The organism is Vibrio harveyi NBRC 15634 = ATCC 14126 = KCTC 12724, assembly GCF_001591145.1.
Lineage (GTDB): Bacteria > Pseudomonadota > Gammaproteobacteria > Enterobacterales > Vibrionaceae > Vibrio > Vibrio harveyi.
Genome location: NZ_BCUF01000041.1, coordinates 41,338 through 54,236, shown reverse-complemented (window position 1 = coordinate 54,236; position 12,899 = coordinate 41,338). Strand labels below are relative to the sequence as shown.

The window sequence follows — 12,899 nt, the reverse complement described above, 5'->3', positions numbered from 1 at the left end:
TACATAGAAAGCCCGTTGAGAAATCAACGGGCTTTCGTCATTTCTGACGTTTGAGAATTAGACGGGATTTGCATCAAATCTCAAGTCAGTCGCGACTTAGGATTAGTCGTCCTCGAACTCAGTCACTACAAAGAAAGCCTGTTGAGAAAACAACGGGCTTTTGTCGTTTCTGATTCTTGGGAAGTAGCTTTGAGGCGTCTGAATCAACCTCCCAACCGAACACGCTCCAAACTAAGCGCCTTTACTCTTCGTCTATTGAGAAGTCTTGTGCTACGCGTACCTTGAGGCTTTCTGCCATCTTCGCCTCGTAGGGTTATAGAAACTGTCCTCCAGAGAAAGTGATTGAGCTTTCTCCTTGCCATTCCTATCTCTATTGCATCAGCAAAAGAGCGTTTCTACTCGCAGCAGCATTCAATGCGTATTAGCGCTTCTGAGCCTCCTCTGATGATGAATATGACTTTGCTTTAGCTTTTACAACAAACGTTACCCAAGCGCTATATGGGGTTCTCACATCGAATAAGTGCATAATATTACTCCTAGTTACTTCTTTGGCCATCACTACGCTTTACTGTGTTCTGAAGGAGGTTTTCCCTCCTAACCATTTAAAACCAGTCGCTATGTCTTGCAGAAAGTGATCGCGGTTGCTTCACGTGGTTCTTAGTGACACGAAGAAGAGCAGCTTGGAATGAACGACATAAGCTTTGATGATTATTTCTAATCAGGTGCAGTCAGTAGAGAGAACCCTGCTCTTGGGGGAGTCAGTCGTACGATGATAGGGCATGAAGAATTGCAGGCAATAAAAAAGCCGACAGTAATCTGTCGGCTTTCTACTTTCGGAACCGCTTAGTTGTTTTGAACTAGCGTTAGCGCTTTACGAGAGACCTCGTGAGCCGCTTTTGTTAGGTTTTGCTTCTCTAGTGTATCGGCTAGGTAAGCATAGTCAGAAACGTCTGAGCGAAGTTTTAGCGCAACCTCAAAGTGCTCTTGCGCTTCTTGCCATTTTTCTTGGCGGAAGAAGAAGTGCGCTAATGCACTTTGCGCCGCTGCGTTTTCTGGTTCACGCTTCAAGACACCTTCCAAGAATACGATGACTGGGTGGCTATCCGGTAAGTTTAGCTCTGGCAGTAACTGGTACAGCTCTGGTGTTGGGCTCTTCTTCAGTGCTTCTTTGATTACTGTGAATGCCTCGTTATCTGCTTTACGTGAGATGAGCTCGTGAGCAAAACAGCCGATCAAATGAGCGTCTTGTTTTACCTTACGTGGCAGCCCGTTCCAGTGTGAGATAAGACCTTCACTGCCTTGCTGCTGAGCCACTTCGTGTAGCAAGCCGCATTGTGCTTTCTGAATCAGTTCCGCTTGCTCCTCTTCCGTTACCAGTTTTGCTTTGCTTAGCTGAGGCATCAGATCGATCAGCGGTTGCCATAGCTTAAGCTGCATGTAAGTGGTTTTTAGCAGGTTAAGAACAATCGAGTTATTCGCGTACTGACCTTTCAGCGCTTGCAGTGTATCGAATGCAGATTCGAATTCGTTATCACGAATGAACTGTTTTGCACGAGTCAGTTCTACTGCTAGGTGCGCATTTTCTTGCTGGCTTGCTAGCTCTAGATACTGGTCACGCTTCGCTTTGTCACCTTGACCTTGTGCTGCTTCTGAAGCCACTAGGTAACACAGGAGAGGCATGTCGTGATGATTTGCCCAGCGTGTTACTTTCTTCTCTGCGCCTTTCCAGTCACCTTCAAGTAGCTTGATGATGCCTTCGTTGGTGTAGCGACGAGAGCGACGCATTTTGCGCACGCTAAAGTAATTCCATGTGCTTGAGCTTGCGTAAACCACTTTCTTGACCACGTATTCTAAGAAGAACAGTGCCGCCAAGGTCGCAATCACGAAGATCACTAAGGTGGTTACACTCATCTCAATGGTTTTGTTGGCAATAGAGATCAGGACATAACCTTGCTGACCTGAGAATTGAGTGCCAACAAATAAGCCGGCACCAAGAACAACAAATAGGAAAATAAGACGAACCATTACTTATCCTCCGTACCTGTCATTGTGGTCACTTCACGACGTAGGCGCTCCCGAATCACGTCAGAGAGTTGGTTTTGGCTTTCTAGCTTCGCAGGGTATTCAACTTGAATGTCTTGCTTGCTCAGTTGGCTCAGTGTTTTGTTGAATTCTTTCACCGAGTTGTCATCTTGGTTGAAGAATGCCATTGCCCACTTGTCTGCTGTTTCTAAAGAGGTGGTGTAGATTTCACCTTGCTCTTGGTAAACCGCTTTGATTGCCGTCTCTAACTTCGCTTTGATGTTTTCTTTCAAGTAGAAGTGTTGTTGTGGTGACAATAGAGGGATTACGTTGCCGTCACGAGTGCGGAAGGTGATGAAGTTTTCTGAGAAGTCTTTTAATGACGTCATCAGGTTATCTTGCCAGTTTGCAATGTCTTCAGACACTTGTTGCTTCTCTACCGCTGCCGCTTCTGGTAGCAAAGCATTCGCAAGTGGCAGTTTGTCGACTTGCTGCTGTAGGGCAGTGAGGCGCAATACCAAGCCATCACGGTCTACCAAAGGAACAACACGCAGCTTAGTAATGTCATTTGCCATGGCTTTACGCAGACCGACCAAGCTTGGGTCGTTCAGCGCTGCGATACGTTGGTCCGCGCTTTCCATCAATTGAGTAGCACTTTCTACGTCGTGCTCTAGGAACAATTTACGACCTGCCAGTTTTACTAGGTAGTCAGCTTCTGCCAGTAGCCAGTCGTTTGGACGACGACCTTTCACATCAGCGACAGCCAGTTGCAGGCTTTCGATGCTCTTTTGTTGCTGACCCAGTACCACTTCTGCTTTGTGAGTGACAGTGGTCGCTTTTTCAATAGTTTCTTCTTTTACTTGGCTAAGCTCTTGCTTCATTGCTGATTGAGCTTGTTCCAGTTGGCTTTGCAGTTGAGCGATCTGAGTTTGGTATTCAGATTGCTGCTCAAGCATTTTGTAAGTGAGACCGCCACCAAAAATCAGTGATAAGACGATAGCAACAGTACCCAGCTTGACGCCGCGTTTGCCTTGCTTCTCTTCAAATTCAACTTTGTTTGGTTCTGCTGGTTTAGTTGGCTCAGCAGGCTTTGATTCTGCCTTGCTTGGCTCAGATTCCTTCTTAGGCGTGTCTTTTTCAGCTAGCGGTGCCGATGTGGTTTCTTCGGAAAGGTTTTTATCGTTATTCTTTTGGTCGTTATTTTTACTTGTCATGCCTATATCCTGTGTAGCTAGGGCTGGAGAGCAGCCAGTAATTCTTGGTTGGATGCGCTTCCTGTGCACCTGACCTGAGTGAAGCCCCGTTGAATTGCGATGTCAGCGATTCGCTGACTGGGGATATACAACTCTTGTTGATTAAGCCAAGTCAATTGCTCTGACGTCAATTGGCTGCACAAATAATCCAGTTGTTCACCACTGGTGACGATAATCTGGTCGATTTGTTGGGTTTTCCATAGTGAGACACAGCTTACTGGATCGAATGGGATAAATTCTCTCTTATAAGTCTCACTATAGTGAACTTTTGCTCCACGTCTCACCAATGCATCTTTTATCAGCTCTCTACCACCGTTGCCACGAAGGATCAGAACTGTTTGTTTTTCTACATTGTTTAGCTCGGGAAGCTGCAACAAGTGTTCACTATCACTGACTTGTGGATAGTGTACTTTCTGTTGGGTACATTTGCTCAAATAGTGTGCTGTTTTTTGACCAACGGCAAGGTATACAGCCTGCTTAGACCATGATTTAGCGTGGTTCTGCAAGATTTGCTCTGCGCATTGCACCGCATGTTGGCTAACAGCAATGATGATTTGAGCGGTTTCAATGTATTTGGAGAGTTGTGTGTCGCTGAGATCGGCGACGATGTCGATCAGAGGATGATAAATTGCAGTTTTGCCGTGCCTTTCGAGCAGAGAGCAAAGCGCCATGCCTTGCTCTCCCGGACGAGTGACCAACACTGCCATGATTATTCGTGGTCTGCGTACAGTTTGGTTAGGATGTCGCGCGCACCGTTTTCAAGTAGCTCGTTAGCCAGTTGAACACCGAGTGCTTCGGCATCGTTGCGGTGACCGCGAATTTCACCACGCACAATTAGGCTGCCGTCTGGTTCACCAACCAGTGCGCGTAGCCAGATGTTGTCACCATCAAGCAGTGAGTAACTGCCGATAGGCACCTGACAGCCACCTTCAAGGGTGAGGTTCATCGCGCGCTCACAGCGTACGCGATCTGCTGTATCTTGGTGGTTTAGTGGCTCAAGCAGTTTAAGTAGACGCTCGTCATCCACACGGCACTCAATACCCACCGCGCCTTGACCTACTGCTGGTAGTGATTGCTCTGGCTCGATAAAGCTACGGATGCGCTCTTCTAGCTCAAGGCGTTTCAGACCTGCAGCAGCAAGAATGATCGCGTCGTATTCACCTGCATCTAGCTTACCTAGACGAGTACCTACGTTGCCACGCAGCTCTTTGATAACTAGGTCTGGGCGGTATTCTTTTAACTGACACTGACGGCGCAGGCTACAAGTACCTACAACTGCGCCTTGTGGCAGCTCATCAATGTTGTTGTAAGTGTTAGAAACGAATGCATCACGTGGGTCTTCACGCTCACAAATCGTCACCAAGCCAAGACCTTCAGGGAAGTCTACTGGTACATCTTTCATTGAGTGCACCGCAAGGTCCGCACGACCTTCAAGCATTGCCACTTCTAGCTCTTTCACAAACAAGCCTTTACCACCGACTTTTGCTAGCGGCGTATCCAAAATGATGTCGCCTTTGGTCACCATAGTAACCAGCTCAACTTCCAGACCTGGATGAGCGGCTTGAAGTGCGTCTTTTACATAGTGAGCTTGCCATAGGGCAAGAGGGCTTTTTCGAGTTGCAATGCGAATTGGCGTAGATTGTGTCATGGTCTTCTCAATGCTGTTTTAGTTTTGCCTAATCCTACCACTCAACGCGTGAAAGTCTTAATGTTAGTTAGGCTTCTCTTGGTGTCATGAATCGAATTACATGACGTTATGAAAATAGTGTGACTGGATTCTCATTTAGGCTAAGGACTATTATTAGTTATAGGTGAATACAAGCGACACTACTGCGCTATCGATTTTTGCGACTAGTGTGGGGTTTTCAGACCACAACTATTTGCGGGTGGAAATCTTTACCAACCCTGATGAAAGTGTTAAATTGATCACGTTTTTACACCGTTTTGGTTTAAAACATCAGCAGATTTTCGTGATTGTTCAACCAAGGAACTTCCCTTGCAGGCTTACACCCAAAAACTTATTCAGCGATTAGATAACCTGAACCAGCAACGGATCGACCGTGCGCTGGCGCTTATGGATTCGCAAAGCCAGCAAGTCTTCCACTTGATTCCTGCCTTGTTGAACTACAACCATCCTGTTATTCCCGGCTACTACGATGCAGACGTACCTTATGGTGTGTTTGGTCTAGAGCTGAACGATCTCCAGCAACAATTCCTTGATGATACCCAACTGACAATCGGTCAACCGCTTAAGACAGCAGAGCAACCTGCGATCTTAGGTTTGTATACCATGGGCAGTACCTCTTCTATTGGTCAAAGTACTTCAAGTGATTTGGATATTTGGGTGTGTATCTCACCGGAGATGGATAACGACCAACGTGAACTGCTGACCAACAAATGCTTGCTGATCACCGATTGGGCACAAAGCCAAGGTGTAGAAGCGAACTTCTTCTTAATGGATGAAGAGCGTTTTCGTAGCAACCGTTCTGAAGAGATGACCGGCGATAACTGTGGTTCTTCTCAGCATCTATTACTGCTGGATGAATTCTACCGTTCTGCGGTTCGTCTGGCAGGGCAGCGTTTGTTGTGGCAAATCGTGCCTCCAGAAATGGAAGAGTGTTACGACGAGTACGTTGCACAGCTTTGTAAAGATGGCTACATCAACTGTGATGAGTGGATCAACTTTGGTCAGCTTAACCGCATTCCTGCTGAAGAGTATTTCGGCTCGAACTTGTGGCAGCTGTACAAGAGTATCGATTCCCCTTACAAATCCGTGTTGAAAGCGATCTTGCTTGAAGCTTACTCGTGGGAATACCCGCACACACAACTTCTCAGTATCGACACCAAACGTCGCTTCTTTGCCCACGAGCCTGACTTGTACGGCATGGATGCGTACTACTTGATGCTAGAGAAAGTAACGCGTTACCTAGAGCGAATCCAAGACGACACACGTTTGGATTTAGTTCGTCGCTGTTTCTACCTTAAAACCCATGAAAAGCTGTCTCGTGAACCTGATGTAGGCTCTGTAGCTTGGCGTCGTGAAGCCTTGAGCGACATGATTGCGAAATGGGATTGGGATGAAGTGGTATTGGCAGAGCTCGACGATCGCCGTAACTGGAAAGTAGAACAAGTGAAAGTGGTGCACCATGCACTGTTGGATGCTTTGATGCAAAGCTACCGTAACTTGATTCAGTTTGCGCGTCGTAACGACATTACTTCAGCGATCAGTCCGCAAGACATCAGTATTCTTGCTCGTAAGCTGTACGCGGCATTCGAAGTGCTGCCGGGTAAAGTTACTTTGCTTAACCCTCAGATCTCGCCAGATTTGCACGAACCCGACTTGAGCTTCATTGAAGTAAAAGAGGGTGGGGTGAACAAATCAGGTTGGTACTTGTACAAGCAACCACTGATTGCGCACCGCATTCTTGGTCAGCCTTGTCTTGAGCATCATGAGTACTTGAGTAAGTTGGTTTCTTGGGCGTTCTTTAACGGTTTGATTACCGAGTCGACGCGTTTGCACGCTGTGGTGCGTGAAGCGCAGTTAGACATCGATAAGTTCTACCAAATGGTGAGCGACCTACGTAACACCTTCTCGTTACGCAAGCGTCGTCCAACCATGCAAGCGTTGGGTAGCCCGTGCGAAATTAGCCAGATGGCGATGTTCATCAACTTTGAAAATGATCCAACGGCAGAGTTGTCTGGTCGCTCACTCAAAGTGGATGTGAAGAACACTGATATCTTCAGCTTTGGTCCTGAGCAAATTAACTTGGTCGGCAGTGTCGATTTGGTTTATCGCAACTCATGGCACGAAGTGCGTACCCTGCACTTCAAAGGTGAAACCGCGATGTTGGATGCATTGAAGACCATTCTTGGCAAAATGCACCAAGATGCGATTCCGCCAGAGTCGGTGGATGTATTCTGCTACGCGAAGAACATGCGTGGCGTGATGCGCAATATGGTGTATCAGCTATTGGCAGAGTGTATCGACTTACGTTTGAAGCCGGTTGAGCAAGAGAAACGCCGTCGCTTTAAAGCCATGCGCCTCGCTAACCAAACTTACGGTCTGTTCTTTGAGCGTCGTGGTGTATCGGTTCAGAAGCTAGAAAACTCGGTCGATTTCTACCGCAGTATTTCAACCAACAAGCTGAAAGGTTCACCGCTGTTGATGCTGGATCGTGAACAAGAGTACCAACTACCAGAAGTAGTGGATGGCTTTGCCAGTGAAGGTTTGGTGCAGTTTTTCTTTGAAGACACTGACGATGGTTTCAATATCTACGTACTGGATGAGTCAAACCAAGTTGAGGTTTATCATCAATTCAGTGGTTCGAAAGATGAAATGATTGCGTCAGTGAACAGCTTCTACACCTCGGTGAAAGATGACAGTCGTGTATCGTCGAAGTTTATTAACTTTAACTTGCCGCAGTACTACCAAATTATTCATCCGGAAGAAGGGAACACCTACATTATCCCTTACCGCAATGATGGCTGTACGCCGACTCGCCCAACCAAAGCGGTTAATGCGTAAAACGAACAACAAAAAAGAGCACCTTGGTGCTCTTTTGTCGTTTAGGTGACTGGTCGCCACGAAGACCCATTTGGCTTATGCCCAATCGATCGTTTCGCCAGCGTGCTTTTCGCACTCTTCTTTCACCATTTCAAACAGTTCCATGCCCGTTTTAGAGCAAGTCCATTTGTTATCGACTAGCTTAAAGTGGAAGCCACCAGACTTCGATGCTAACCAGATCTCATGCATTGGCTCTTGGCGGTTAATGATGATTTGGCTGCGGTCTTCAAACTCTAATGTCATTACGTTGCCAGTGACTTCGTAATCAATGTCTGCACCTGAATCATCGATGGATTCTTCGATGAGTTGCATCTGCGCATCCACCAGTTGATGAAATTCAGTATCGTTCATCCGTCTATCCTATTGCTTTTCCTGAGTGTGGTGCGATTATAGGGGGCATTGGTTTAATAATCACGATATGCAAAATGAAAAAATTACTTACGGTGTTGTTTGTGATGGTTGCAGCGACCCTTGCTGGTTGTGGTCAATCAGGTTCACTTTATATCCCAGATGACGCTCAACAAAACGAGCAGTCACAATAATCAGCCACACCTTCGGGTGAAAACAGGGTTTAGCAGTCGAATTAATTAAGGGAAGCAAATTTTGGATTACTTCAACTATCAGGATGATGGCCAGCTTTGGGCCGAAGACGTCTCACTCCAAGCTCTCGCCGAGCAACATGGCACTCCTCTTTATGTTTACTCACGAGCAACGCTAGAGCGTCACTGGAATGCGTTTGATAGCGCTGTGGGTCAGCATCCTCATCTTGTTTGTTACGCAGTAAAAGCAAACTCTAACCTTGGCGTATTGAATGCACTGGCTCGTTTGGGTTCAGGTTTCGATATTGTATCGGGTGGTGAGCTTGAACGCGTTATCGCGGCTGGCGGTGATGCGAAGAAGGTGGTGTTCTCGGGTGTTGGTAAAACGCCAGCAGAGATGAAACGCGCACTGGAGCTGGGCATCAAATGCTTCAACGTGGAATCAGAACCTGAACTTGAGCGCTTGAACAAAGTCGCAGGTGAGTTAGGTGTGGTTGCACCGATTTCTCTACGAATTAACCCTGACGTAGACGCAAAAACACACCCTTATATCTCGACTGGTCTGCGCGACAACAAGTTTGGTATCGCTTTTGACCGTGCTCCGGCAGTATATAAATTTGCTCAGAGCCTACCAAATCTCAACGTGCAAGGTATCGACTGCCACATTGGTTCTCAGTTGACTGAGATTGAACCTTTCATCGACGCGACAGATCGCCTCTTGGCTCTGATTGATGATCTGAAAGCACAAGGCATCAACATCCGTCATCTGGACGTTGGTGGTGGTCTGGGTGTGGTATATCGTGATGAATTGCCACCACAGCCTTCTGATTACGCGAAAGCACTGTTAGGTCGTCTTGAGAACCATCAAGATCTTGAACTGATTTTCGAACCAGGTCGTGCAATTGCAGCTAACGCTGGTATCTTGTTGACGCGTGTGGAATTCCTAAAACACACTGAGCACAAAAACTTTGCGATTATCGATGCGGCGATGAACGACTTAATGCGTCCTGCGCTGTATCAAGCATGGCAAGATATTGTCCCAGTTTCACCACGCGAAGGTGAAGCACAGACTTACGATTTAGTCGGACCTATCTGTGAAACGGGCGATTTCTTGGGCAAAGATCGAGCACTAGTACTGCAAGAAGGTGATCTACTCGCGGTTCGCTCTGCTGGCGCCTATGGTTTTGTGATGTCTTCGAACTACAATACTCGTACCCGAGCGGCGGAAGTGATGGTGGATGGCAACCAAAGCCACCTTGTTCGCCAGCGTGAGGAGCTGACCAGTTTGTGGCAGCTGGAACAGATTCTACCGGAGTAACACACAACAAATGCATTTCCACTTTTCCAAAATGCACGGTTTGGGCAACGACTTTATGGTCGTCGACTGCATTACCCAGAACGTGTTTTTCTCGCAAGATTTGATCCGTCGTTTGGCGGATCGTCACACGGGCGTCGGTTTTGACCAATTGCTCGTGGTTGAAGCGCCTTATGATCCAGAAACCGATTTCCACTACCGCATTTTTAATGCCGATGGTAGTGAAGTTGAGCAGTGTGGTAATGGCGCTCGCTGTTTCGCGCGTTTCGTCCGTTTGAAAGGTTTGACTAATAAGTACAGCATCAGCGTTAGCACCAAGAAAGGTAAGATGATTCTTGATGTTGAAGATGATGGTGAAGTCACGGTGAACATGGGCGTACCTGAATTCGAGCCGAACAAGATCCCTTTCAAAGCGAAGCAGAAAGAGAAAACCTACATCATGCGTGCAGGCGATAAGACCCTGTTCTGTGGCGCAGTGAGCATGGGTAACCCGCACGTGGTGACTGTGGTCGACGATGTGGATACGGCAGAAGTGGAAACACTCGGACCGCTATTAGAATCACACGAACGCTTCCCTGAGCGTGTGAACGCGGGCTTTATGCAAGTTGTGAATCGCAATCACATCCGCCTACGCGTGTATGAGCGTGGTGCGGGTGAAACACAAGCTTGCGGCAGCGGTGCCTGTGGCGCAGTTGCGGTGGGCATCCTGCAAGGTCTATTGGATGAAAACGTGAAAGTTTCACTTCCTGGTGGTGACCTACGCATATATTGGCAAGGTCCAGGCAAACCATTGTTTATGACCGGTCCAGCAACTCACGTATTTGATGGTCAATTGTCGTGCTAGTTGAAGAACAAGAAAACCAAATCCCAGAAGTTGAAGCGGATGCGCTGACCGCAGAAGTCGTTGCTCAGTATTTAAAAGATCATCCTGACTTCTTCGTTCAACGCCCAGAATTGGTTGATCGCCTTTCTATGCCTCATGCAGATTTAGGCACGGTCTCGTTAGTTCACATTCAAATGAACCGCCAACGTCAACGAATTGAAGAGCTAGAAGAAGAGATCACCACACTGATGTCTTTAGCGGCGAACAATGATCGCACCTTCTACGAGTTCATGGATCTGCAAGGACAAATCCTTAAGTGCGGCGACTTTAAGCAAGTCATCAACGCCATTGAGCTGAAAGCCAAAGACCTTGGCTTGAAGGCGTATGTGCGTCTATTGAGCCAGTGTGATGCTGCGACTCAATTGAGTAAGGAAAGCTACCAACGTTTTGCTACCAACCACTTAAACGGCAAAGAGGCGTACTTAGGTCGTCTGCGTAAAGTGGATCGCGAAGCGTTGTTTGGAGATATGGACGTTCCAGAAATGGGTTCCTATGTGGTGTTACCGCTTGTGAAAAAGCAGATGCTTGGCGTACTGGCGTTTTCTAGCGAAGATGGCGGTCATTTCCAACCAGATATGGATACCTTGTTTTTGCGTCACCTATCCTTAGTAGTGGCACATCTCGCTCAAACATTGGTATGGCAAAGTCACGATGACGACAACTCCCAACACTCCTCTGCCAAATAGTCTTCAAAAGCCTCTTGAACGCTTCTACGAATTCCTGCGAAGCGAAAAGGGGCTTAGCCTGCACACCCAACGCAACTACAAACAACAATTGGAAACCATGGCTCACCACTTGGCTGAGATGGGGTTGAAAGATTGGTCTCAAGTCGATGCTGGTTGGGTTCGTCAATTGGCAGGTAAAGGCATGCGTGAAGGCATGAAAGCCAGCAGCTTAGCGACGCGCTTATCTTCTCTACGCAGCTTTTTCGATTTCCTGATCCTACGTGGAGAAATGTCAGCTAACCCAGCCAAAGGGGTTTCTGCGCCACGTAAGAAACGTCCACTACCAAAGAACCTCGATGTGGATGAAGTAAACCAATTGCTCGAAGTGAACGAGGACGACCCGTTAGCGGTACGCGATCGTGCCATGATGGAGCTAATGTACGGCGCTGGTCTGCGTTTGGCAGAACTGGTGAGCGTAGACGTGCGTGATGTTCAGCTGCGCAGTGGCGAATTACGAGTGATTGGTAAAGGCGATAAAGAACGTAAAGTGCCATTCTCTGGTATGGCAACCGAATGGGTTGGCAAGTGGCTGCGTGTGCGTGGTGATCTAGCCGCGCCGGGTGAACCGGCACTGTTTGTTTCTAAGCTGGGTACACGAATCTCACATCGCAGTGTGCAAAAGCGTATGGCGGAATGGGGGCAGAAACAGTCGGTAGCGAGCCATATCAGCCCGCACAAACTGCGTCACTCGTTTGCGACGCACATGTTGGAATCGAGCAATAACTTACGTGCGGTGCAAGAGCTATTGGGGCACGAAAACATTTCCACTACCCAAATCTACACCCACTTGGATTTCCAACATTTAGCACAAGCTTATGATCAGGCGCATCCAAGAGCCCGTAAGAGAAACGACGATAAGTCGGACTAACCAAGGAATCTCATGAAATTCTACCGCCGTATTGCGCCTGTAAAGGCGATGACGTTTGACCTTGATGACACCCTCTATGACAACTATCCAGTGATAGTTCGTATGGAGCGTGAGTTGTTATCTTGGCTTAAACACCATCATCCGGCGGTCGCTCACCTAGATAAAGCCGATTGGTTTGCACTCAAGCAGCGTGTCGTGCAGCAACAACCTGAGCTGAAGAGTGACGTCACTTTGTGGCGTTTAGTGCAGCTCAAGCAAGCCTTCTCTCAAGTTGGGTACGATAACGAAGCTGCCCATACAGCTGCGCAAGCCGCAGTCGAGGTTGCTTTAGACTGGCGTAACCGTTTTGAAGTACCACAGCAAAGCCTCGATGTACTTGCTGAACTCGGGCAAGAAATCCCGCTGGTAGCAATCACTAACGGTAATGTGGATTTAGATCGAATTGGTCTTACGCCTTATTTCCAGCAAGTGCTGAAAGCAGGGCCGGATGGCAGCGCGAAACCTGCGCCGGATATGTTCACCAAAGCGCAGCAGTTTCTGGATTTGCCTAGTGAGCACATTCTTCATGTCGGCGATCATCTGGTGACGGATGTTCAAGGTGCAAAACTCGCGAGTTTTGCCGCATGCTGGTTTAATGACATGAATAAAAATGTCATTACTCAGGCAAAAACGCGAACGTTACCTGACATTGAAATCAATAACTTGCAGTCGTTACTCGCGCTTTTGTAAT

Annotated in this window: 12 protein-coding genes; 7 read left to right on the top strand and 5 right to left on the bottom strand. The window is 47.5% G+C overall.

The window, feature by feature from the left end:
• Nucleotides 1–843: 843 nt before the first annotated feature.
• The 4 genes from VHA02S_RS18975 to hemC are packed head-to-tail and all read right to left on the bottom strand — an operon-like array spanning nt 844 to nt 4,923.
• Nucleotides 844–2,025, bottom strand: coding sequence for a heme biosynthesis protein HemY (locus VHA02S_RS18975; protein WP_005452034.1), 1,182 nt, complete (start codon nt 2,023–2,025; stop codon nt 844–846).
• On the bottom strand, nt 2,025–3,236 hold the full coding sequence (locus VHA02S_RS18970; RefSeq protein ID WP_005452033.1) for a uroporphyrinogen-III C-methyltransferase: 1,212 nt from the start codon (nt 3,234–3,236) through the stop codon (nt 2,025–2,027). Before VHA02S_RS18970 ends, VHA02S_RS18975 begins: the two co-directional genes overlap by 1 nt.
• Nucleotides 3,237–3,253: 17 nt before the next feature.
• Nucleotides 3,254–3,982, bottom strand: a complete 729-nt coding sequence (locus VHA02S_RS18965) for a uroporphyrinogen-III synthase (protein WP_038897943.1) — start codon at nt 3,980–3,982, stop codon at nt 3,254–3,256.
• A 2-nt stretch (nt 3,983–3,984) separates the two neighbouring features.
• Complete coding sequence (gene hemC / locus VHA02S_RS18960) at nt 3,985–4,923, bottom strand: hydroxymethylbilane synthase (protein ID WP_005438556.1); 939 nt, start codon at nt 4,921–4,923, stop codon at nt 3,985–3,987.
• A 348-nt stretch (nt 4,924–5,271) separates the two neighbouring features.
• Here hemC and VHA02S_RS18955 point away from each other — a divergent pair, with 348 nt between their 5' ends.
• On the top strand, nt 5,272–7,800 hold the full coding sequence (locus tag VHA02S_RS18955; protein ID WP_005452031.1) for a class I adenylate cyclase: 2,529 nt from the start codon (nt 5,272–5,274) through the stop codon (nt 7,798–7,800).
• Between the two features lie 75 nt (nt 7,801–7,875).
• Here VHA02S_RS18955 and cyaY read toward each other — a convergent pair whose 3' ends face one another.
• Nucleotides 7,876–8,190 carry an iron donor protein CyaY gene (cyaY, locus tag VHA02S_RS18950; RefSeq protein ID WP_005438551.1) on the bottom strand — a complete coding sequence of 105 codons (315 nt, stop codon included), beginning with the start codon at nt 8,188–8,190 and terminating at the stop codon, nt 7,876–7,878.
• Nucleotides 8,191–8,264: 74 nt separating this feature from the next.
• Between cyaY and lptM the strand changes: the two genes are divergently transcribed.
• The 6 genes from lptM to yigB all read left to right on the top strand — a co-directional run bounded on the left by lptM (nt 8,265) and on the right by yigB (nt 12,898).
• On the top strand, nt 8,265–8,381 hold the full coding sequence (gene lptM, locus VHA02S_RS26590) for an LPS translocon maturation chaperone LptM (protein WP_005533626.1): 117 nt from the start codon (nt 8,265–8,267) through the stop codon (nt 8,379–8,381).
• Nucleotides 8,382–8,442: 61 nt separating this feature from the next.
• Complete coding sequence (lysA, locus tag VHA02S_RS18940; RefSeq protein ID WP_005452029.1) at nt 8,443–9,696, top strand: diaminopimelate decarboxylase; 1,254 nt, start codon at nt 8,443–8,445, stop codon at nt 9,694–9,696.
• Between the two features lie 10 nt (nt 9,697–9,706).
• The gene (gene dapF / locus VHA02S_RS18935; protein ID WP_038897945.1) at nt 9,707–10,537 is read left to right on the top strand and encodes a diaminopimelate epimerase; all 831 of its coding nucleotides are present in this window, start codon (nt 9,707–9,709) and stop codon (nt 10,535–10,537) included.
• 20 nt (nt 10,538–10,557) lie between these two features.
• Nucleotides 10,558–11,262 (top strand): DUF484 family protein, encoded by a 705-nt coding sequence (locus tag VHA02S_RS18930; protein ID WP_038897957.1) that lies wholly within the window; start codon nt 10,558–10,560, stop codon nt 11,260–11,262.
• Entirely contained in the window at nt 11,228–12,169 is a 942-nt protein-coding gene (xerC, locus tag VHA02S_RS18925) for a tyrosine recombinase XerC (protein WP_005430404.1), read from the top strand. The genes VHA02S_RS18930 and xerC overlap by 35 nt, the downstream gene beginning before the upstream one ends.
• A gap of 12 nt (nt 12,170–12,181) precedes the next feature.
• Nucleotides 12,182–12,898, top strand: a complete 717-nt coding sequence (gene yigB / locus VHA02S_RS18920) for a 5-amino-6-(5-phospho-D-ribitylamino)uracil phosphatase YigB (RefSeq protein WP_038897946.1) — start codon at nt 12,182–12,184, stop codon at nt 12,896–12,898.
• Nucleotide 12,899: the final 1 nt, after the last annotated feature.